The following is a 22,816-nucleotide window of genomic DNA, read 5'->3' as shown; positions in this document are numbered from 1 at the left end:
AGACAAGGGCAAAGCCTCATCCTTACAATGGAAAGCAGGGTACGTCATTCCATCAACCCCACTCCTATTTTCCAAACCTTGTAGAAGGAGAAGAAGCAATGTCCAAAAAAATATCTATCGTCTTAAGCCTGATGGTGGTTTTTGCCACCCTTCTGGCTGCCTGCGGCACTCCCCAAGCCACTGCTACGGAGAGCGCTCAACCCCAGGGTGAGAAGCCTGCACAAAAAGTTACTCTGCGCGTGCTGGTTCACCAAAACCCGCCCATGGTTGCCTTCATGGAATCGTTCAACAAACAATTCCAGGAGCGGCATCCCGAAATCACCGTTGACATGTCAGTTGTCAATGCCAATGACCTCAGCACGGTTTCGCAGACCCGTCTCTCGGCAAACGACATTGATGTCCTGGACATCTTTGGCTTTGCCAATGCAGTCCAGCCGTACATGAAACAGGCTGATCCACCCAACTGGCAGCAGTTGATCGAAGCCGGTTTGCTGATGGACCTGACCGGTCAGGATTTCGTTCAGAACTATGATGCTAACGCGATCAAGGATGCCGGCACCTACAATGGCAAGGTGTATGCGGTCAATCTTGGGCGTGTGGTTTACAGCGGCATTTATTACAACAAGAAGTTGTTTGAACAATATAATGTCAAAGTTCCCACCACCTGGCAGGAACTGGTTACCGCTTGCGAAATCTTCAAAGCCGCCAATATTCCCTGCATGACCGCTGGCGGTAAAGACGGCTGGCCCATTTTCGTGGGCGCCTATGGTTTGCTTGGTGCCATCTATCCAGATCAGGCCGCTCTGGTAGAGGGGTTGTGGACCGGTAAAATCAAGTGGAATGACGAAAAATCGCTTGAAATGTGGCGCAAGATGCAGGTCTATGCTCGCGATATGATGGAAGAAGGCGCGAGCGGTATCGCTGGCGATGCTGCGCCCGGTCGCTTTGCTTCTGGCGCCGTGGCGATGTTCCCCGGCGGTAGCTGGTATGCTCCTGCAATTGAAGCCGCTCAGCCCGATTTCGACTGGGGCTATATCCCCTTCCCCGGTTCGGATAACCCCGAAGACAATAAGTACTGGTTCGGTAAATATGACCAGGGTTGGGCAATTGCCGCCAACACGCCTAACAAAGACGCCGCTTTGCTGTACCTCAAAGAATTCTCTGAGCCCGCGAATTACCAGGCGTTTGTGGATGCTGTTGGTTTCATTCCCACCCAGCCCACCGCGAAACTGAATACCAAGATTGGTGCGGAGATTGCTCCTTACCTCGCCAACTTCCGGGTTGGTTACGAACAGTACTGGGTTGCTCCGAAAGGCGCCGGGCAGTATGCCAATCCATGGGCTTCGTACTTCAAACCGTTTGGCACCTTCGATGATCCCGTAGAACTCGCCAATAAGGTTCAGGAAGACCTGCAAGCCGGACTGGATGCTGTGAAGTAATCCTTACCAGAGGCTGGGCTTCCTGCTCTGACAGGAAGCCCAGCCTTTTTTCCAGAAAGGAAAGGTGATTGCATGTCTTACCATTTTGGTCGCGGCTGGTCGAAGTTAACCCCCTATCTTTTGCTTTTACCCGGTTTGTTTTTCTATTTTTTAATCTCGCTTGGACCTTCCATTGCAACCTTTTTTTTCTCCTTTACCGATGCTACCGGTATTAAAGGCGCGCCCGTAAACTGGATTGGCTTCGATAACTACCGTGAATTTCTTTTCATGGGACGTGCTTCAATTGATAATCTGGATGCGCTTAAACGAACGCTGATCTTCAGTTTCGTGGTCACCACGGTGCAGTTCGCGCTGGGTCTGCTGGTTGCATTGATTGTCAATCAGAAACTTAAATTCACCAATATTTTCCGCACCATTTATTTTATGCCGGTCATTCTTGGGGTAGTCATTCAGGGCTTGATGTGGTCTTTGTTTCTCTACCCGTTAGGGGGTCCCATGGCAAAACTTCTGGCGCTTTTCGGCATGCGCTCGGAATTTTTAGGCGGTCAGCCTGCCGAAGCCTTTGCCTGGGTGATCTTTGTGCAAATCTGGGCAAACATGGGCATCACCATGATGATATTCATTGCGGGTTTGCAAACCATTCCTGTGGAGTTGTATGAAGCGGCGCGGATTGATGGGGCAAACGCCTGGCAGGTTTTCAAGAACGTGACCTGGCCGCTGCTTACCCCCAGTGTCAATACCAATCTGTTGCTCAATGCAATCGGCAGTTTGCAAGCCTGGCAACTCTTTCTGGTATTGCTGGGCTACCGAAACGGTACCCAGGTGCTTGGTTACCTCATTTATGCGACTGGCTTTGGCCAAACCTCGGGTAGCGTAACCTCCACTTTTCGGCAGGGTTATGCTGCCGCGGCTTCAATTGTCTTGTTTCTGCTGGTACTGGTCATTGGTATGACGCTCCAAACCTTCCTGCAGCGCAGAGAAAAGAGGATTCTGGGATGAGCACTCAAACCGCAAGTAAATTCAAATCGCGAAGAATTCCCTGGGATGTGATTGGTTCCTATCTGGTCATGATCTTCTTTGCACTGCTGTACATTGGACCCATTCTGATGCTGGTGAATACATCCCTGAAAACCACGCCTTCTTTTATGAAAGACGCCACTTCGCTGGCAACCGAACTGCATTTTGAAAACTTCCGGGAAGCGTGGATCAAAGCCAATTTCCCCCGCTACCTGCTGAATTCTATCCTCTACACCTTCTCGGCAACCATCATTTATATTCTTACTGCCGTTTTTGTGGCTTTTCCGATAGCGCGCGGCTATGTCAAATACTCCGGGGTCATTTTGACTTTGTTTGTCATTGCTCTCTTTCTGCCTCCCGCGCTCATTCCGCAGTTCCAGCTCATTCTGAATCTGGGATTGTATAACAACCCGATTGGTTATATCCTGTTGTTCCTTGTCAATCCCATTGGGATTGTGATCCTTGTCAATTACATCAAAACCATTCCAAAGGAACTGGACGAGGCTGCCGCAATTGACGGGTGTGGATATGCTCGCTTTGTGTGGACCATCGTGTTGCCTCTCATTCGACCTGCCGTTGCCACCGTCATCGTGTTGCATGCCATCGGTATCTGGAATGAGGTGATTGCGCCTACCATTTACCTGACGAATAAAAATTATTACCCCATTACAAGAGGCTTGATTGTCTTCCAGGGCGTTTATGGAAGCAACTGGCCCACGCTGGCTGCTGCAGTTCTGCTGCTGACCCTGCCCATGCTGGTTCTGTTCCTCTTCCTGCAACGGTATATCGTCTCCGGTTTGACCGCCGGTTCGGTTAAGGGCTAAACACTCACAGGAATTTGCAATGAAACGCACATTTACTTCAACCTTTCTCCTCCTTCTCCTTTGCTTTGTGATGGTTATCAATACCGCAGGTTGTGCTTCTACTGCACTCTTCAAACCCTCTCCCACGCCCATTCCTGCGCTCGAAGGCTGGACTCTGCGCTGGCATGATGAATTTGATGGCGACAAAATAGACCGTGCCAACTGGACCTATGACATTGGGGGGCATGGCTGGGGAAATGGGGAAATGCAGTATTATACCGATCGTCCAGAAAATGCCCGCATTGAAAACGGTCTTCTGGTGATTGAAGCGCGTCAGGAAAAGTACAACGGATCTTATTACACTTCTGCCCGTCTGAAAAGCGAGGGTTTGCAGGAATTCCAATACGGCAGGATGGAAGCCCGTCTGAAAGTCCCCCAGGGGAAAGGTTTCTGGCCCGCTTTCTGGATGCTCGGCTCAAATTTTAAGCAGGTGGGATGGCCCGATTGCGGGGAAATTGATATCATGGAATACGTTGGCAGAGAACCTGACCTGATTATCGGGACCCTGCATGGTCCGGGTTACTCAGGCGCACTGGGTTTCAGTAAGTGGTATCGTCAATCCTACAACATTGCCGATGATTTTCACACCTATGCCATTGAATGGGACGAAAACCAGATTACCTGGTTCTATGATGGGGAAGCCTACCACACCGTCACGCGCGAGGATGTGGGCAGTCGCCCCTGGGTGTTTGATCAGCCGTTTTTCTTCATTATCAACCTGGCGGTTGGCGGAACCCTGGGTGGCATGGTCAGCCCACAGACGGTCTTCCCCGCCCAGTACCTGGTGGATTATGTGAGAGTTTATGAAAGACAGCCCTGAAACACTCTTCTTTGACGATTTCACTGCAACGCATCTCAATCGGGATGTCTGGAATGTAGAGGTCACGGGCAAGATATATAACAATGAACAGCAGGCTTACATTGATTCGCCCGAAACCGTCTATGTTTCGCATCATGAGGCAGATTGCAACGGCGCGCTGGTTCTGCAGGCACATTACCGTCCTGGTTTCAGCACGCCACAGGGTGCGCATGTTGATTTTGTTTCTGGACGGGTACACACGCGTGGTAAAATCACCTTTCGCTATGGACGGGTTTCTGCCCGGTTGAAGATACCGGCGATCAGCGGCGCCTGGCCGGCATTCTGGGCATTGGGTACACAGGGCGCCTGGCCGGTCTGCGGCGAAATTGACGTGATGGAGGCAGTAGGGGAGCCGGATTGGGTCAGTGCAGCCGTTCATGGTCCCAATTACTCCGGTGAGGCTGGTCTGGTCAATAAAAAATACTTTCAGCCGCCGGATAGCATTGCTGAATGGCACGTGTACACGGCTGAGTGTATGCCGGAGATGTTGTTGTTTTATGTGGATGATGAGTTGATTTACCGAATCACCCGCCCGATGGTCTCATTTTTTGGGCCGTGGGTTTTTGATCATGAAAAATTCCTGATCCTCAACCTTGCCCTGGGCGGCACGTATCCCTTCAAAACGAACGGCGTCCATCAACCCTATTATGGGTTGCCTTCTGCTACCGTACAGGAAATTCAAAACCACTCTGTGCGCTTTGTGGTAGATTGGGTCAAAATTACCACCCTTTGAGTGTGAGATGGAGAATCTGCCATGCTGAAATCTAAACGTGTTCCCACCTATATTGGAGAAACCCTGCTCACTCCCCCGCCTGTTGAACCAATCGGGGGATATGTCCCCATGCTGAGGGAGACTTATTACAAAATTCAGCATTATGACGCCATGCCGCCCTTCTTCATGAGCATTGTCAGCGGCGCCGATCACTGGCTGTTTGTCGCTTCTACCGGCGGAGTGACTGCCGGTCGCGCACATGCCGATCAGGCGCTGTTTCCTTACTATACCGAAGATAAAATCACTGAAAACAGCGAAAACACCGGACCGAAAACCATCCTGCGCGTGACCCGCGGCGCCCAAACCTGGCTCTGGGAGCCCTTTTCCGTCCGTCAGCAGGGACAGTACCACGTCGAGCGCAATCTCTACAAAAATATTCCCGGAACTGCCCTGGTGTTTGAAGAAATCAATCATTCTCTGGAACTGGTATTCCGGTATGCCTGGCGCACCAGTGACCGGTTTGGTTTCGTGAAGACTGCCTGGTTGCGCAATGCGAGCCATTTCCAGACCCCCTGCGAAGTGGAGTTGCTGGACGGTTTACAAAACATCCTGCCCGCCAATGTCAGCGCCAGTGTTCAAAATATCTTCAGTTGCCTGCTGGATGCTTACAAGCGCAGTGAATTGGACGAAGAAACCAACCTGGGGCTTTTTACCCTCAATTCCCGCCTGACCGACCTGGCAGAACCCAGCGAATCGCTGGCGGCGAACACTGTATTTCAGGTGGGGCTTAATCCCCTTGGCTTCCTGCTTTCTTCCAATCAATTAGACGCTTTCCGCTTTGGAGGGCAAATTGAACCGGAAAAAGAAGTCCGGGGGGAGCGCGGGGCTTACTTTGTCCATGCCCACGTGAGGTTGCAGGCTGGTGAGGAAATCAACTGGTATCAGGTTGCCGATGTCCATCTGGATCATGCCGCGCTGGCGCGCCTGCGGGACTTCCTGCGGTTGCCGTTTGAAGAGCAAAAGCAGGCTATTGAACAGGATATTGATTTCACCACATTTAACCTGCAGAAGTTTGTTGCCAGCGCCGACGGTTTACAGATCTCTGAAAGTGGGCTTGCCACCACGCATCACTATGCCAATGTGCTGTTCAACATCATGCGCGGGGGCGTTTTTGCCCGTTCCTACTGGATTGAAAAAGCCGACCTGATGGATTTCGTGCATATTCACCAACATAACCTGACAGAGACATACGCGGAATTTTTTGCCGCTCTGCCAGACAACATTCATCTTTCCGATCTGTATGCCCGCGTGGCAGAACTCGATGCTCCTGACCTTCGCCGGCTGATTCACACGTATTTGCCTTTGACCTTCAGCCGCCGACATGGTGACCCCAGCCGTCCGTGGAATCGCTTTTTCATCAATATCAAAAAACGGGATGGCTCTCTGCGCCTGGATTATGAAGGAAACTGGCGCGATATCTTCCAGAACTGGGAAGCGCTGGCTTATTCGTATCCCCAATACATTGAAGCCATGCTCAACACCTTCCTGTGCGCTACCACTGCTGATGGCTATAACCCCTACCGTATCAACCGGGCCGGGCTGGATTGGGAAGTCCCTGAAGAGGGCAACCCCTGGGCAAACATTGGCTACTGGAGCGATCATCAGATCATCTATCTGCAAAAATTGATGGAAGCCAGCGAGGCGTTTTACCCCGGCGCAATCCGCGAACGGCTCAATCAACCGTTCTTAAGTTATGCCAATGTTCCCTATCGCATCAAACCCTACAGCGAGTTACAGAAGGATCCTTACAATACGATTGTGTTCGATCACGCCCTGCACAGGCGTATTGAGCAGGAGGTGAAACAGCGTGGGAGTGATGCGCGTCTTTTGTGCGATTCCGAAGGCAATGTGGTGCATGCTTCCTTCACTGAGAAACTGCTCACCCTGCTGCTGGCAAAACTGGTCAACTTTGTTCCCGAGGGCGGTATCTGGATGAATACCCAGCGCCCTGAGTGGAACGATGCCAACAATGCCCTGGTGGGACGCGGGCTCTCGGTGGTCACGCTTGGATACCTGCGCCGTTTTCTCGCCTTTTTCCGCCAGTTGATTCAGCACGAAAGCGGCGCTTTTACCCTGCACAGTGAGGTGAAAGACCTGCTCGATGCAATTGCCGCCGTGTTAAAGCAGTTCCATCCTGTTCTGGAGGGCACATTTACCCCTGAACAACGCCGTGCCATGATGGATGCGCTGGGCGAGTCGGGGAGTGAGTACCGCTGGCGTCTTTATCATCACGGTTTCAGCGGCGCATTGAGCCAGTTGTCTGCCAGTGAATTACAGGCGTTCCTGGCGATGGCGCAGGAATATGTGGATCACAGCCTGCGTGCCAATCGGCGTCCAGATTTTCTCTACCATTCCTACAACCTGTTGCGTCTCGAACCGGGACGGGCTTATGTAGACCGCCTGTACGAAATGCTTGAGGGGCAGGTGTCTATCCTATCTTCCGGTTTGCTCAGCGGGGAGGAGTCTCTCAAACTTTTGCAAAGCCTGCGTAACAGTGCTCTCTATCGTGCCGATCAGCATACGTACATTCTCTACCCTGATCGCGTACTGCCTTCCTTCCTGAAAAAGAATACACTTGTACCTGAACAGGTCAGCCATTTGAAATTACCGGCTTTGCTGGTGGAGAATCAGGACACCACCCTGTTCACCCGGGATATTCACGGTCTGTATCATTTTGCCAGTGACCTGCGAAATGTGAAGGATGTGCGTAAAGCGCTGGAGGCACTGAAGCGCCATCCGGCGTATGCCCAACTGGTAGAAGAGGAAGGTGAAGCCATTCAGCACCTGTTTGAAACTACCTTCCGGCATGCAGAGTTTACCGGGCGTTCCGGTACTTTCTTTGCCTATGAAGGGTTGGGCAGCGTGTACTGGCACATGGTGAGTAAACTCCTGCTGGCAGTTCAGGAGACTGCCCTGCGCTGTCAGCATGAAGAGACGGCAGAGGGCTTGCGCGCAGCGTACCGGGATATCCGGGCGGGACTGGGGTATCACAAGTCGCCTGCTGAGTATGGCGCTTTCCCTACCGACCCCTATTCTCATACCCCCAAAGGACGCGGCGCTCGCCAGCCCGGTATGACCGGTACGGTCAAAGAAGAGATTCTCACCCGTCAGGCGGAGGTTGGAGTCCAGTTTGCAGAAGGGCGACTGGTCTTCAATCCGTTTCTTCTGGATACTGATGAACTGCTTTTGTCCCCGCGCACTTTCACCTATCTGGATGTATCCGGTGAACAGCAGACTCTGCACCTGCCCGCAGGTTCGCTCACCTCTTTTGTTTGCCAGACGCCTGTTACAGTGCAACTGGGCGAGCGCGATGAAATCCAGATTCACTTTGCCGATGAGACCTCTCGCCGGCTGGCAGGGCGCCGCCTGGATGTCGAGACCAGTCGCCACATCTTCTGGCGGGATGGGGAAATCAAGCACCTGGTGGTCACCTTTGCCCGCGCTTCTCAGTGAAGTGCCGAACCGGCAGTAGTTCGTTCACAGAACAGGTCATGACGGAATGGGGTGCTCCTCTGCGGACACCCCATTTTGAATGCCTGTAGAGGAAGTTTTCGATGGGGAAAACGCCATCCAAAACTCTTGGAAGGGGGATACGGAAAATGCGGGGTTTCTTTTCTTGACATAGAACTTTTGTTCTAATACAATGAAATCATGAACCTGTGGGAGTGGCTGCGGGGGTGGTGGAGAGCGCCCGGAAAACAAGCACGCACCTTTGAGGTCTCTCAGCGCACCGAAGACCTGTTGCGCCTGCTTGCACAGCAGACGGGAGTTCCCGAGTCGCAACTTGCCGAACAACTCATTGATACGGCTTTGCAGACCATGCACCTGCGCGAGGATCTCTGGCGGCGCTGGCTACTGCTTACTCCGCGGGAGCAGCAGGCAGTTGCGCTTGCCTGTCTGGGGTACACCAACCGGCAAATTGCTCAACGCATGGGCATCTCTCCCGAAACGGTCAAGACTCATCTGCGCAATGCGCTGGCTCACTTTGAAGTGCACAGCAAAAGCGAACTGCGCCGCCTGCTTGCGGAGTGGGATTTTTCATCCTGGGAAAATCCCCCCACGGGTTAACCACAAAATCCCCTGCTTTCTCCTCCCAGAGGGAATGGGCAAAAGGCTTTTCATGGCTTACCATGGAAAGCGATGAACGACATCATGCTTTCCCAATCCTTTCCTGCCGGTTCGATGGCAGTGATCTGTGCGACGCACGCCGCCGCTGACCACATTTCCCCCCTGATTGTCCGGCTGGCATTAGGCGGGACGGTACAGGTTCTGGATGGCGGTAATCGCCTGCAAGCCTACCCGTTGACGCGGTTGATTCGCCGTCATACTCCTGCTGTGGAAGAAGTGAGTCAGCGCATTTATGTGCGGCGGGCGTTCACGGCATATCAGATGCTGGCATTGCTGGAAGAGAGTTCTCCCTCCTCTGTCCCCTGCATCCTGCTGGATCTGCTGGCAAGTTTTTACGATGAGACCCTGCCGTTGAAGGAGGCGCAATCCCTGTTGAAACGCTGTTTAGAACGGAGCGATTCCCTGCGTGTGCTGGCGCCGGTGATTGTCACCCTGACTCCCCCACCTACCCCGCGTCGGTATTCGTTGTTTGAGGTCGTCTGTCAGCGCGCTGATGCGCTCTGGCTCGAACCTCAGCCTTCTGCGCCGCCCGTTCAGTTTTCCCTCTTCTAACAGCAGGTATGGGACGCACTGTACCAACGCTCACCCGGCAGTTGAACGAGACCGAAGCCGCTCTTCAGGGCTTTCGGCGGGCACTGCGGCGCAGCGATCAACTGCTGCTGGATGCTCTGCTGGCTTCTGCTCGCCCGCATCTGGCGGCAATCACCGCTTCGGAGATGCTCCTGCCGTTCGAAGCCGCTCTGCTGGCCATGCTCCTGGAGCAATCGCGTCGGGTGATGCTTCTGGAACAGGAAGTCCAGCACCTTCAGCAGGAAATTGCCCTTTTGCGCCGCAACCATGAAGGTTGAATGCCTTGGCTGGTTAATGGATGTGTACCTGCGCCCGGATGGCACTCCCATGCTGTGGCTGATTGACCAGACCGGAAAACGCTGGCTCTTGCGTATGCACCTCCCTGTGACTTTCTACGTTACCGGAGGGCGGGCAGACTTGCGTCAGGCATGGCGCTACCTTAGCAGTCGTTCTGTGTCGTGTGAGCGCCAGGACCGAAAGGATCTCTTCCGCGGGCAGTGTCCTGTGATGGCGGTGACCCTGCCTGACCCCGCATCGGCGCAGGCTGTGTACCATGACCTGCGCCGAAACTTCCCTCTGCTGGATTACTACGATGCCGACCTGCCTCTGGGTGTCCGGCTGGCGGGGCATACAGGCGTGCATCTTTTGGGTCAATGCCGCTTTACCACCGATGGCGAACAGATTCTCATGCTGAGTCCTCTGGACTCGCCCTGGGATCTGGATCCGTCTGCTCCCTCCCTGCGGATTCTGGAAGTAGAACTGCCGGACGATCCTCACCTGTCCCCGCCTGCCTGGTTGGATCTGCGCTTTCAGACGTTCCGGTACCGTTTGAGCCTTGAGCCTCTGCGGGCGTTTGGAGCAAATTTGCGCGCATTGCTCTCCCGTTTTGATCCTGATGTGATTCTCACTGATTATGGAGATACCTGGCTTTTCCCTTTTCTCCAGAAAGTGTTTCCAGAGTTCAATCTCAATCGCGACCCAGGGATGGCAGTAGCAGTGCGTCCGGCTCGCACCCTGTTTGCCTATGGACAGGTGCTTTATCGCGGTGAGCAAGCCTTCCTGTTTGGACGCTGGCACATCGACCGGCGCAACGCTGCCCTGTTTGGTGAAATTGGGCTGGAAGGCGCCATGGAACTGGCACGGGTGACCCAACTGGGGGTGCAGGAAACCGCGCGCAAGTCGCCGGGGGCGGGCATTACTGCCATGCAGATGTTGACCGCACTCCAGGAAGGGGTGTTGATTCCTGCCGTCAAACAGCAAGCCGAATCCCCGCGCACGTTGAGCGACTTGATTCGTGCAGACCGCGGGGGGATGATCTATCAGCCACTGGTTGGAGTGTATCGCCATGTGGCTGAGATTGATTTTGCCTCCATGTACCCTTCGATTATGGTGCAAGCCAATATCTCCCCTGAAACGCTGGCACATCCCGATGCCCCGCCCGGCTTGATTCCACGTACCCTGACCCCTCTCTTACGCAAACGGCTGGCGCTGAAACAGCGCCTGCAAACCCTTGATCCGAGAGATGAGCGCATTGCCGGGCTTAAAGCCCGCCAGTCCGCGCTGAAATGGCTGCTGGTGGTGTGTTTTGGCTATCTGGGATATAAGAATGCGCGCTTTGGGAAGGTGGAGTCGCATGAAAAGGTGACTGCCCTGAGCCGGGAACTGCTTCTGCAAGCCAAGGAACTGGCAGAAGAACAGGGCTTTACCGTTCTGCATATGTACGTGGATAGTTTATTCGTGCATCGCGAGGGTGGGCTGTGCCGTGAAGATGTTGCCCCCCTGCTGGAAGCCATTCAAGCTAGAACCTCCATTGGGGTGACGCTGGAAGGAATTTACCGCTGGCTGGTTTTCCTGCCCTCCCGGCAGGATGGCAGGACGCCGGTGCCCAACCGGTACTTTGGCGTCTTTGAAGATGGCACTCTGAAAGTGCGGGGGCTTGCCCTGCGCCGTCACGACACCTGTGCGTTTGCCGCCAGTGTTCAGGGGGAAATTTTACGTATTCTGGCTCAGGCAGAAGATCCCCGCGAGCGGGTTGCCGATGCCAGAGTCCTGGTTCAGCGGGAACTCCAGCGATTGAGCCGGGGGCAAATTCCTCCTGCGGTGCTCAAAGTGGCAGTGAAACTAAGCCGGGCGCCGGAGAGTTTCCGGAAACCCGGTCCCGCCGCTCAGGCGGCGCGATTGCTGGCAGAGCGGGGAGTTGCTGTGCGGGCAGGGATGCGCCTGCATTTCTGGTTTACCCGTCAGGGCGTCAGTGTGGACATGCCTGCCCCCTCGATGGTGGACGTGGACCGTTATGCCCGTCTGGTACAACGAGCGGCAGAGGAAATCCTTCAGCCGTTAGAAAGCCCTCCCCCTGTTCCTTTTCAGCCTCGTTTGCTGTTTGTGCCTTTGCCTGTTCATCCGCTGGCTCCCATTCCTGAGGGTCAATGAGAGACTGTGAAGGGGGATATGCAAGCGCAGTGAGCGCGGCAATCTCCCCCGGATCCGGCAACAGGAGAGGGTGAGAGCCCTCTTTCTGGCGTTTAAGGTGAAATCATAGCAACACTGGATCCAGGGGGTACCAATGGGTGAAATGAATGGGACAAATGGCAATATCAAAAGGGGGATGAGGGGAGTATAATTTTTTTATTCCTGGCGAGTTTTGCTCGATTCCAAACTTCGTGTGTGAGGAGAAATCAAAATGAAAAAGTCGCTTCTTGTCCTTTTGATTGCTGTTTTTGTGTTCAGTCTGGTGGCGTGTGCCCCTGCCGCTAAAACCCAGGAACAGCCCAAACGGGTGGTGTATCTGATTAACGGCGCACTGGGAGATAACGCTTTCTACGATTCCGGCAAGGCTGGCATTGACAATATTGCCAAGCAGTATGGGGTGGAAACCCGCACCCTCGAGTGCAATTTCGATGCCGGCAAATATGAACCCTCTCTGCGCGCGGCGGTGGATTTTGCCGATGTGATCTTCGTCATTTCCTACGGCTTTGAGGATCAACTCAAGGAATTTGCCGATCAGTATCCCGATAAAATCTTTGTCAACATTGATACGGTGGTGGAAAACAGCAAGAAGACCATCACCTCGGTGGATTTTATCGAGGAAGAGAGCGCTTATCTTGCTGGCGTGGTAGCCGGGCTGGCAACCCTGGACACCAGCATTCCCAATATCAACGCAGACAAAATCATCGGCGTGGTGGGTGGTGACGTGGATCCGGTGGTGAGCGCTTTTGTCTTTGCTTACGAGAATGGCGCGAAATCGGTGGATCCTGAAATTCAGGTGTTGAAGAAATCCCTCGGCGGCGCATGGGATGACTCGGCGCGCGGCAAGCAAGCCGCTTTGCAACTGTACGATCAGAAAGCCGATGTGGTCTTCCAGGTTGCGGCGGCGGCGGGTATTGGCGTTCTGCAAGCCGCCCGTGAGCGCCAGTTATACGCCATCGGTGTGGATACCAACCAGAACGACCTGGAACCCGGTTATGTCATCGCCAGTGACATTAAAAACGTGGGCAAAGCCATTGAGGACGTGTACAAGACCATCCACGAAGGCACGTATAAGCCAGGACAGGTGCTGAAATACGGCATTGCTCAGGGCGGCGTGGATATTGCTCTGGAAGCCAAAGTGCAGGTGCTGCCTCAAAGTATTGTGGATAAAGTTCTGGCAATCCGTCAGCAAATTGTGGACGGCACTCTGAAGATTGAGATGTACAACAATCAGAACGTCTGGCAATAGGTTGCCGGTTCTCTTCATACCGCATTTCCGATGGGTGAAGCCGGTGTGCTTCACCCATCTTCCTGAAACATGGCTTAAGGGTGAAGGGCATGGACTCTAACCTGATTGAAATGCGCCACATGGTCAAGGTGTACCCTCCCAGTGTCCTGGCATTGGACGATGTCAGCGTGGAGTTTCGGCGTGGTGAAATCCATTCGATTGTGGGAGAAAACGGCGCGGGAAAAAGCACCTTAATGAAGGTGCTTTATGGATTGACCCATGCGAATTCCGGTGAAATCTGGTTCAAAGGGAAGCCGGTATCGTTCCGCGAGCCGGGCGAAGCCATTCGCGCGGGCATTGGTATGGTGCATCAGGAAATCGTTCTCATCCCCGAATACACTGTCTGGGAGAACATTGTTCTGGGTGTTGAGCCGGTTAACTGGCTGGGCAAATTGGATCGCCGCCGTGCCCGCGAACTGGTTCGGCAAAAGATTGATGAGTTTCAGTTTAACCTGGATCCGGATGCCCGCGTGGAAGAGATTTCTGTTGCCGCCCGTCAGAAGGTGGAAATTCTTACCCTCCTGTACCGCAATGTGGAAGTGCTCATTCTGGATGAGCCCACGGCAGTGCTCACACCGCAGGAAATTCCTCAATTATTTGCCGAATTGACCCGCTTGCGGGATGGCGGGCATACGATTCTCTTCATCTCCCATCGGCTGGAAGAGGTGCTGGAACTCAGCGACCGCATCACCGTCATGCGCAAGGGCAAAAAGGTGGACACGGTAGATGCCGCCAGCACCAACCGCCAGGAACTGGCACGGATGATGGTGGGACGTGAGGTGATTTTCACCACCCGGAGGAAGCCGCAGACTCCCGGCGATCCTGTTTTGCAGGTGGAGCACCTCACCCTGCGCGAAGATCATGGGCGCGTCCGATTGGATAACCTGAATTTTGAAGTGCGCGAGGGGGAAATCGTCGGCGTGGCGGGAGTAGAAGGAAACGGGCAATTTGAACTGGTCAACACCCTGATGGGTATTCAACGACCTACCAGCGGGCGCATTCTCGTCCGTGGCAGGGATATCACCCATTGCGATATTCTTGAGAGACGCCGGATGATTTCCTTTGTCCCGCAGGATCGCGGCAAGATGGGTGCCAGTTTGACGGCTTCCGTTTGGGAAAATGCCATCATGACCCATCATCGTCTGAATCCAAACCTTTCGGGCTGGCGAGGGATATTGCTCAACACCCGATATGCGCAACAGTTTACCCGCCAGTTGATTGATGCTTTCTCCGTGGTGGTCTCATCGCCGCGCGCCACCTTTCGCACCCTTTCGGGAGGAAATCAGCAAAAGGTCATTGTGGGGCGGGAACTCATGCTCCAGAGTGATTTTGTCCTCCTCGACCAGCCTACCCGGGGACTGGATGTCGGTTCAATGGAATACATTCACGACCAGATTTTGCGAATTCGCGCCGAAGGGCGCGCGGTGTTGATGATTTCTGCTGATCTGGAAGAAATTTTCCTGCTTTCTGATCGGATTCTGGTGTTGTATCGCGGTCAACTGGTGGGAGACCTGCCCGTAGAGCAAACCACGCCGCAGGAAGTGGGAGCCTTAATGTTGGGAGGACACCGGACAAGCCCATGAAACAAAAAGTGTTGAACGCTCTGATTGGTATTCTGGTGGCTTTGCTGTTGGGGGCAGTTCTGCTTGTCCTGCAGGGTTATAATCCGCTGGAAACCTATCAAGCCCTCTTCCAGTTTTCTCTATTCGGGTATTACCCTTTTGCCACCACCCTGCGCAACGCTGTGCCGCTGGTGCTTCCCGGACTTTCAGCGGCGATTGCCTTTGCATCCGGGGTAGTCAACCTGGGACAGCCCGGTCAACTGGTAATGGGCGCTTTATTTGCCACGGTTGGAGGGCTTTATCTGGATTTGCCGCCCGCGTTAATGATCCCCGTGCTTGCCTTGCTGGCAATGCTGGGAGGTATGATCTGGGCAGGGATTGCAGCGCTGTTACGCCGATTTTTCGATATGAGCGAATTCATCGTCACGTTGATGCTCAACATGATTGCCGATTATTTCACTGCCTGGGCAATTACAGAACCATTCAAAGACCCTTCCGCTTTTTCTCCCATGACGCCGCAAATTGCTGCCAGCGGCTGGTTGCCCAAATGGGGAGAATTCAACTCGATGATTCTGTTCATGTTTGCGGCGGTACTGGTTTCGTGGTTTGTCTTCTCCCGCTGGAAAGCCGGTTACGAGTGGCGCATCACCGGTCAAAATGCTTTGTTTGCGCGGCTCGGTGGATGCGACATTAACCGGAATTTTGTCTCGGTGATGTTGATGACGGGCGCTCTGGCAGGTCTGGCAGGTGGTCTGGTGGTCATGGGAAGCACGCATCGTTTCATCCGGGGTCTGGGCGCGAATTACGCCTGGGACGGGGTCATGATTGCCATTGTTGCCAACAACGGCATCCTGGCGACTTTCCTGTATGGTTTATTTTTCAGTGCCATTCAAACCGGTGCGTTGGGGATGGAACTCATCACCAGTGTTCCCAATGAAATTTCTCAGGTTTTACAGGCAGTCCTGGTGCTGGTGATTGTCGCCAGCCGCGAATATCTCAACACGCTGGTAGAGCAACTGTCTGCCCGGCGCAGGGCACGGGAGGCGCGTACATGAAAATTCTCATCGGATTAATTAATGGCATGATTTCTGGCGCCACGCCCATTTTGCTGGCGGCGCTGGGCGGAGCCTATACTTTCTATGCCGGGGTGTTCAACATTGCCATGGAAGGGATGCTGTTGACCGGCGCGTTTTTTGCAGTGCTGGGTTCTTATTACACGGGGTCGTGGCTTGTGGGTATCCTGCTGGCGGTTTTGGGCGCCTTGTTGCTGGCGTTGATTTTCATCCTGTTTGCGGTGATATTGAAGACCGATGAATTTGTCACCGGCATTGCCCTTAACCTGTTTGCCGTGGGGGCAACCACCTATATGCTGCGTAAAATTTTCAGTGTCAAAGGGGTATTCTCCAATGCCGGGATTCAGCCCATCCCCTCTGTTCGCATTCCGCTGATCGAAAACATCCCTGTTGTGGGAGAAATTCTCTCCGGGCAGAATCTGATGGTCTGGGTGGCTGTGGTTGCTACCTTCCTCTCCTATTTTTTAATTTTCCACACCCGCTTTGGGTTGCGCCTGCGCGCAGCGGGGTATAATCCTGCCCGTCTGGATTCCAGTGGTGTGCCTTCCAGCCGTATGCGCGCTCTTTCTTTGCTTGCCAGCGGCGTGCTGTGTGGGCTGGGTGGGGCATTTCTTTCGCTGGGATACGTAAACCTGTTTGCCGAAAACATGTCCGCCGGACGGGGCTGGATTTCTCTGGCGGCGATTATTCTGGTCAACGGAAACCCGCTGGGGGTTGCCCTGATTTCTCTGCTGTTTGGTTTTTCAGATGGTCTGGGCTTGCTTTTGCAGGGCTATCGGGTGTCTGCTCAATTCACCGCCATGGTGCCCTATGTGGCAACTTTGATTGCGCTGTATTTCTACGCCGCTCGAAAGAGACAAATGAAATCTGCCTGAAATCCCCTGATGCTTTCCAGAAGATCTGGGAGAATCGCGATTTCATCGTGAACAAATTGGTGAAGGGGTGATTTTATTGGAGATTGATTGGGTACACATTGGCTTTTCCTAACTTGACCCGCTTAGCTGCATGTGTTATCATGCTAGGCAGAGGAACAACTGAACAATGACTGAGGATTCTCACCTTCCATCTTCCCTTTCTTCTGAGATAGAAGAGACAGGGGAGTCGGGGTTAGCCGCAGAGGAAACGCGTCCGGCATCGCGCTGGGCTTTGATCTGGGAAAATATCTTACGTCTGGGACTGGGGGAGGTTGCCCTCCGTGCCGGAACGGTAATTGTCTCCATTGCCCTGATTTTGCTGGTCATCTGGGTGATGGCGCGTTTCTATTTAAAGGGTGAGGTGCAAGCCGCTGAACAGGCTGTCCTTGCCGCTCCCCTTCCATCGCCAACGCCTACCGTGCAAATTCCCGTTTTCAAACCGGTTACGGTTTCTGTTTCTAACGGGATTACCCGCCTGGCGCGTCTGGATACCTATGTGCCGTCCCGCCCCCGTTTTGAGATCATCACCTACGAAGTACAAAAGGGTGATACGGTTTTCGGAATTGCCGAAAAATTTGGCTTGAAGCCCCAATCCATCCTGTGGGGTAACTTTGAAACGCTTGCCGATGATCCTCACCGCCTGCAGGTTGGCATGAAACTGAACATTTTGCCGGTGGATGGCGTGCTTTATCGCTGGCACGAAGGCGACAGTCTGTTGAAAGTCGCCGAATTTTATGGTGTGACCCCCGAGACCATCATTGACTGGCCCGGTAATCATCTGGACGCCGCTAAACTGGGCGATCTGTCCAAGCCGAATATTGAACCCGGAACGCTGGTGTTTGTCCCCGGTGGAAAACGCGATTTCATTTCCTGGTCAGCGCCCTTCATCAGCCGCCGCGATCCGGCAAAAGCCAGGATTTTTGGTCCCGGCTACTGCGGCACACAGGTGGACGGCTATATCGGCAATGGCTCGTTTGTCTGGCCCACCACTGAACGCTGGCTCTCGGGGTATGACTATTCCCCGGAAACCAATCACTGGGGTATTGACATTGCCGGACGCATTGGCAATCCCATTTACGCCGCTGATTCGGGTGTGGTGGTGTACTCCGGTTGGAATGAGAATGGCTACGGGTACGTGGTGGTCATTGATCATGGCAACGGCTGGCAGACCCTGTACGCGCACCTGAGCCAAATTTACGCCGGATGCGGCGCAAGCGTTTCTCAGGGAGATACCATTGGCGCAATGGGCAGCACCGGTCGTTCTACCGGTCCGCATTTACACTTTGAGATTATGAGTGAGTCAGGGGTCCGCGTCAATCCATGGAGTTTCCTGCAGTAAGGAGGTTCCCATGGTGGCAGTTTCCGACATCAGGCCTTCCCCCATTGCGGGGACGTGGTACAGCGGCGATGCTCAACGCCTTCGCCATCAGGTAGAAACGTACCTCAATGAAGCCCGGCTTCCCTCTCTGCAGGGGGAAGTGGTCGGGGTGGTGGCTCCCCATGCCGGACACCGCTATTCCGGACGCACTGCCGGACATGCCTTTGCCGCAGTGCGCGGACAAAGCCCTGAGGTTGTGGCGGTACTTTCTCCTTTCCATGCCATGCACTCTGCCGATTTAATCACCACCGCGCATCAAGCCTATGCCACACCGCTGGGAGTTGTCCCCGTCGATCGGGAAGCCGTACAAGCCCTGGAGCAGGAACTGGCAGAGCATCATCTTGCGCTGACGCGGGTGGCATACGATGGCGAGCATTCGCTGGAGATCGAACTGCCTTTCCTGCAGGTGGCGCTTCAGGGCGATTTCCGCCTGCTTCCGTTGATGGTGCGTTCTCATTCCCCGAAGGTTTTGGAGGCACTGGGGCAGTGTCTGGCAAAAGTCCTCAAAGACCGTTGTGCCTTGCTGGTTGCCAGCACCGATCTGTCTCACTTTTATCCGGAGAGAATCGCCCATCAACTGGATGCCGAGATGCTTCGACGATTGGAATCGTTCGATCCAGCCGCCCTGCTGGAAGCCGAAATGACCGGAAAGGGTTTTGCCTGTGGGGTGGGGGCGGTTGCGGCAACCCTGTGGACGGCGCGTGCTTTGGGAGCGAATCGCGTGGTCATTCTTCATCACAGTACCTCGGCGGATGAAACGGGAGATTCCACTGCCGTAGTGGGGTATGGCGCCGCCGCAGTACTCCGCACGGTATGAGTATTCTTCAGATCGGTTTGATTTTCTTTTTAATTGCGCTCAACGCCTTTTTTGTGGGCGTTGAGTTTGCTGTGGTGGCTTCCCGCCGGTCTCGCCTGGATTTGCTGGCTGATCCGAATCATCCGGCGCTTCAACTGGTGCATCGCTGGTTGGAGGATGAAGCGGCTCGCGACCGTTTGATCGCCGCTTCCCAACTGGGGATCACACTGGTCAGTCTGGCGCTCGGTTCGGTGGGTGAGAAAGCCTTTGAGGCGTGGCTTGAGCCTTTTTTTGAACAGGGCCTGCTTCCACCTCAATGGATGTTCCTGCGGCAGGCGGTGGAGGTTTTGCCGCTGGTGCTTTCCCTTACCATTGTCACAGGATTACATGTGGTGTTGGGAGAACAGGTGCCCAAGGTTGCGGTACTGCGTGATCCCGAAGCCTTTGCTCTGCGGGCGGCGCGTCCGATGAATGCGTTTGTCAGTGTTTTTCGGGGCTTCATTGATTTGCTCGACTGGGCAACCCGCACCATCTTGAAAATCCTGGGAATCCCGTCTACCGGGCATGCCCACGCTCTGGTAAGTTCTGTGGAGGAATTGCGTCAGATTGTCACCAGCCCGGAGGTGGAACAACTGGTGGACGACTCGGAGCGGGAGATGCTCACCGCGGTCATTGATTTTGGCGAGCGGGTGGTGCGGCAGGTGGCTGTGCCGCGCACCGAGATCATCGCGGTGGAAGCCGAACAACCCCTGACGGAGGCGGCAGAACTGGCAGTGCGGGAAGGCGTGACCAAGATTCCTGTGTATGAGGAGAATCTGGATCAGATTATTGGCATCCTGCACCTCAAAGATTTGATGGCGCGCTGGGTTGAAAATCGTCTGGAAAATGGGTGCGCTCGTGATCTGGTGCGCGAGGCTCTGTTCGTTCCAGATAGCCTTCCCGTCAACGATTTGCTCATGCTTTTCCGTGAACGTCGTCAGCATATTGCCATTGTGCTGGATGAATACGGCGGTACGGCAGGACTGGTCACGCTGGAGGACTTGCTGGAAGAAATTGTCGGCGATGTGCAGGATGTGTTTGATGCTGAACCTCCTGCCATTCAATCCCTCAAAGATGGCAGTGTTTTGATTGACGGTATGACCTTGATTGAAGACATCAATGAGACTTTTGGCTTGCACCTCCAGGACCCCAATTACGATACCATTGCTGGATACGTTTTAGGAAAACTGGGATGCATTCCTGCTGTTGGTGAGGAAGTGCTGGTCCCGGAAAACGGCGTCAGCCTGCGAGTAGAAGCCATGGACCGTCTGCGGATTGCACGGGTGCTGATGCGCCGATTGTCAAAACCCGCTCTACAGAGCGAACCTGTACCTCAAAAAACATCCCCTCTGCGAAAGGAACCCGCCCATGCCCATTGAAGTTGTGCATGCTGTCACCGATGAATTGCTGGAAGCCATGCAAAGGCTGATGCCGCAGTTAAATCCCGGACATCCCGTTCCTGACCGGCAGGCGCTGGAACGCATTGTCCATTCCGAAGCCAGCACTCTGCTGGTTTCCCGGGATGATTCCGGCAGAATCACCGGTATGCTCACTCTGGTGGTGTTTCATACCCCTTCCGGCACACATGCCTGGATTGAGGACGTGGTGGTGGATGCGGGTTCCCGCGGGCAGGGCTTCGGCGAAGCCCTGACGCGCACTGCAATTGACATGGCGCATGAACTGGGCGCTGATTCGGTTAATCTCACTTCTCGACCGGCGCGCGAGGCGGCAAATCGGCTGTACCAGCGCGTTGGGTTTCAACTCCGCCAGACCAACGTGTACCGGTATTATCTTCCCCCGAAATAAAAAAGCGGAAAGAAGGGGGACAGAAACAGCCTTCTTTCCGCTGGCGAAAAAGCGCTGAGAGTTAATCGGTAATGGCGCGGCGCAATTCGCGCGCCAGCCTTCCAAATTCGGATGTGTAGCGCATTTCCTCTTCTCTTGGACGGGGAAGGTTGACGTCCAGATCCAGCACCACCCGCCCGGGACGGGAACTGAACACCAGCACCCGGTCAGACAGTAAAATGGCTTCACTGATAGAATGGGTGACCATCAACACGGTCGTGCGGTGTTCCTGCCACAGGCGCAGAAGTTCATCTGCCATTTTCTCGCGGGTGAGCGCATCCAGCGCACCAAACGGTTCGTCCAGTAAGAGCAAGCCCGGTTCCTGAATCAGCGAACGGGCAATGGCAACGCGTTGAGCCATTCCGCCGGAAAGTTCACGCGGTAAAGCATCACCGAAGCCCTGTAATCCAACGATTTCCAGCCACACATCGGCTTTCTGGAGGGCATGGGCGCGCGGCATGCCCTGCAAAATCAACGGCAGGGCGATGTTCTCCCGCACGTTGCGCCAGGGCATCAAATTGGCATCCTGAAAAACAAGACTGATGCGCGAAGCGGCTGGAGCATAGAAAATCACCTCTCCATGGGTTGGGGTGAGCAAACCGGCGATGATGCGCAGGAGGGTGCTTTTCCCGCATCCCGATGGTCCCAGCACACAGACAAACTCGCGAGGATGCAAATCAAATTGCACCCCACGCAGGGCTTCTATCCCGCCGTTGTCGTTGGGATAGCGCATGCCTACGTCATCCACCCTCAGATAAGGTTGGAGAGCCGTTGAGGGGCTTGCTACCTCGAAAGTCATCATCGTCCGATTGCTCATCTTGTGTCTCTTTCAGGGAACAAATTCGTTCGTAAAGGCTTTGGAAAGGTCCTGTGGTTCGCTCAGCAGTCCCATGCTCAGCAGGACTTCCTGCATATTTTCCCAGCCTCTGGGATTGGAATAGCCCAGTCGCTCGGCTTTCCACAATTCAATGGAACTTGTTAACACGGCTTTCTGCACGCTTTCATCTGCCTGAGCCAGATTCTCAACGTGTTTTTTGCTCAACTCATAGGCTTCATCGGGGTTGGCAATGGTGGCGTCCAGCCCTTTGATGAGCGCGCGTACCATTCGCCTTACCCGTTCAGGGTTTTCCCGCACCATTTTTTCACTGGTCACCAGACCGTTGGACACCAGTTCCATGTAATCTGAAACCGCCAGAACGGTCAGGTCGTATCCCAGCGCGCGTAATTGCACGGGTTCGTTGGCAATATACACCACAGCGGCCTGTTCACGCCCTGAGGTGATGCCTTCCACCTGATTGAAACCAATTGCGTCCAGGGTGACATCCGACTCGCTCAATCCGCCTGCAGAAAGCAGAGCCTTTGCGCCAATGTAACTGGCACCAAACAGCCCGGGAATGCCAATGCGTTTCCCTTTCAAATCCTCGGGCTTGAAGATGTTTTCCGATACAGGGGCAACAATCCCGACCGGATACTTCTGGTACCATGCCATGACATAGACCACCGGCATGCCTTTGGCGCGTCCCAGCAAGACCTGATCGCCGGAAATCATGGCAAAATCCAGTTTTCCGGCAGCAATCTGTGCCAGGTTGTCCACTTCCATGTTGTAATCTACGCTTACGTCCAGCCCTTCATCACGGAAGTAACCTTTTTCAATGGCTACGTACAGAGGGGCAAACTGAACGTTGGGAATGTACCCCACGGGCAGACGGATGGGAATCAACGTTTCGGGGGTGGCATTTTGCTGCGGCGAGCAGGCGGACAATAAAAGGACAACGATGAACAACAAAGAGACAATTCTGGACTTCAT

General features: G+C 54.2%; 20 protein-coding genes. 18 read left to right on the top strand and 2 right to left on the bottom strand.

The annotated features are described in order from the left end of the window. The first annotated feature begins 98 nt into the window (after positions 1–98). From LHF31_RS01270 to LHF31_RS01185, 18 genes are all read left to right on the top strand, one after another. Entirely contained in the window at positions 99–1,439 is a 1,341-nt protein-coding gene (locus LHF31_RS01270; protein ID WP_303773242.1) for an ABC transporter substrate-binding protein, read from the top strand. A gap of 72 nt (positions 1,440–1,511) precedes the next feature. Then, entirely contained in the window at positions 1,512–2,438 is a 927-nt protein-coding gene (locus LHF31_RS01265) for a carbohydrate ABC transporter permease (RefSeq protein ID WP_298006594.1), read from the top strand. Next, positions 2,435–3,280 carry a carbohydrate ABC transporter permease gene (locus LHF31_RS01260; RefSeq protein WP_298006591.1) on the top strand — a complete coding sequence of 282 codons (846 nt, stop codon included), beginning with the start codon at positions 2,435–2,437 and terminating at the stop codon, positions 3,278–3,280. The genes LHF31_RS01265 and LHF31_RS01260 overlap by 4 nt, the downstream gene beginning before the upstream one ends. Before the next feature lie 19 nt (positions 3,281–3,299). Next, positions 3,300–4,139 carry a glycoside hydrolase family 16 protein gene (locus LHF31_RS01255; RefSeq protein ID WP_298006588.1) on the top strand — a complete coding sequence of 280 codons (840 nt, stop codon included), beginning with the start codon at positions 3,300–3,302 and terminating at the stop codon, positions 4,137–4,139. Then, positions 4,123–4,911 carry a glycoside hydrolase family 16 protein gene (locus LHF31_RS01250; protein ID WP_298006585.1) on the top strand — a complete coding sequence of 263 codons (789 nt, stop codon included), beginning with the start codon at positions 4,123–4,125 and terminating at the stop codon, positions 4,909–4,911. Before LHF31_RS01255 ends, LHF31_RS01250 begins: the two co-directional genes overlap by 17 nt. A 21-nt stretch (positions 4,912–4,932) precedes the next feature. Beyond that, positions 4,933–8,403, top strand: a complete 3,471-nt coding sequence (locus LHF31_RS01245; protein ID WP_303773239.1) for a hypothetical protein — start codon at positions 4,933–4,935, stop codon at positions 8,401–8,403. Positions 8,404–8,601: 198 nt separating this feature from the next. Further along, a complete protein-coding gene (locus LHF31_RS01240) occupies positions 8,602–9,018 on the top strand; it encodes a response regulator transcription factor (protein WP_298002594.1) in 417 nt (138 codons plus the stop codon). A 72-nt stretch (positions 9,019–9,090) separates the two neighbouring features. Then, the gene (locus LHF31_RS01235; protein ID WP_298002597.1) at positions 9,091–9,630 is read left to right on the top strand and encodes a hypothetical protein; all 540 of its coding nucleotides are present in this window, start codon (positions 9,091–9,093) and stop codon (positions 9,628–9,630) included. A gap of 8 nt (positions 9,631–9,638) precedes the next feature. Further along, positions 9,639–9,926, top strand: coding sequence for a hypothetical protein (locus LHF31_RS01230; RefSeq protein ID WP_298002600.1), 288 nt, complete (start codon positions 9,639–9,641; stop codon positions 9,924–9,926). Next, complete coding sequence (locus tag LHF31_RS01225) at positions 9,916–12,078, top strand: DNA polymerase domain-containing protein (protein WP_298002603.1); 2,163 nt, start codon at positions 9,916–9,918, stop codon at positions 12,076–12,078. The genes LHF31_RS01230 and LHF31_RS01225 overlap by 11 nt, the downstream gene beginning before the upstream one ends. A gap of 250 nt (positions 12,079–12,328) precedes the next feature. Beyond that, positions 12,329–13,363, top strand: a complete 1,035-nt coding sequence (locus tag LHF31_RS01220; protein ID WP_298002605.1) for a BMP family ABC transporter substrate-binding protein — start codon at positions 12,329–12,331, stop codon at positions 13,361–13,363. A gap of 89 nt (positions 13,364–13,452) precedes the next feature. Beyond that, complete coding sequence (locus LHF31_RS01215) at positions 13,453–14,985, top strand: ABC transporter ATP-binding protein (protein ID WP_303773233.1); 1,533 nt, start codon at positions 13,453–13,455, stop codon at positions 14,983–14,985. Then, the gene (locus LHF31_RS01210) at positions 14,982–16,019 is read left to right on the top strand and encodes an ABC transporter permease (protein ID WP_298007349.1); all 1,038 of its coding nucleotides are present in this window, start codon (positions 14,982–14,984) and stop codon (positions 16,017–16,019) included. Before LHF31_RS01215 ends, LHF31_RS01210 begins: the two co-directional genes overlap by 4 nt. After that, positions 16,016–16,912 carry an ABC transporter permease gene (locus tag LHF31_RS01205; protein ID WP_298007347.1) on the top strand — a complete coding sequence of 299 codons (897 nt, stop codon included), beginning with the start codon at positions 16,016–16,018 and terminating at the stop codon, positions 16,910–16,912. The genes LHF31_RS01210 and LHF31_RS01205 overlap by 4 nt, the downstream gene beginning before the upstream one ends. 166 nt (positions 16,913–17,078) lie before the next feature. Beyond that, positions 17,079–18,290 carry a M23 family metallopeptidase gene (locus LHF31_RS01200; RefSeq protein ID WP_298007345.1) on the top strand — a complete coding sequence of 404 codons (1,212 nt, stop codon included), beginning with the start codon at positions 17,079–17,081 and terminating at the stop codon, positions 18,288–18,290. A gap of 10 nt (positions 18,291–18,300) precedes the next feature. Continuing rightward, positions 18,301–19,146, top strand: coding sequence for an AmmeMemoRadiSam system protein B (amrB, locus tag LHF31_RS01195; protein ID WP_298007343.1), 846 nt, complete (start codon positions 18,301–18,303; stop codon positions 19,144–19,146). Further along, positions 19,143–20,543 (top strand): hemolysin family protein, encoded by a 1,401-nt coding sequence (locus tag LHF31_RS01190; RefSeq protein ID WP_303773232.1) that lies wholly within the window; start codon positions 19,143–19,145, stop codon positions 20,541–20,543. The genes amrB and LHF31_RS01190 overlap by 4 nt, the downstream gene beginning before the upstream one ends. Further along, entirely contained in the window at positions 20,533–20,970 is a 438-nt protein-coding gene (locus LHF31_RS01185; protein WP_298007339.1) for a GNAT family N-acetyltransferase, read from the top strand. The genes LHF31_RS01190 and LHF31_RS01185 overlap by 11 nt, the downstream gene beginning before the upstream one ends. Before the next feature lie 61 nt (positions 20,971–21,031). Here LHF31_RS01185 and LHF31_RS01180 read toward each other — a convergent pair whose 3' ends face one another. Then, positions 21,032–21,826 carry an ABC transporter ATP-binding protein gene (locus LHF31_RS01180; protein ID WP_298007337.1) on the bottom strand — a complete coding sequence of 265 codons (795 nt, stop codon included), beginning with the start codon at positions 21,824–21,826 and terminating at the stop codon, positions 21,032–21,034. A gap of 12 nt (positions 21,827–21,838) precedes the next feature. Beyond that, positions 21,839–22,816 carry an ABC transporter substrate-binding protein gene (locus LHF31_RS01175; protein ID WP_298007335.1) on the bottom strand — a complete coding sequence of 326 codons (978 nt, stop codon included), beginning with the start codon at positions 22,814–22,816 and terminating at the stop codon, positions 21,839–21,841.

Origin of the sequence: Anaerolinea thermophila (genome assembly GCF_020723905.1) — a bacterium.
GTDB classification, from domain to species: domain Bacteria; phylum Chloroflexota; class Anaerolineae; order Anaerolineales; family Anaerolineaceae; genus Anaerolinea; species Anaerolinea thermophila_A.
The sequence above is the reverse complement of the archived record's forward strand: the minus strand, read 5'-3'. Positions and strand labels throughout refer to the sequence as shown.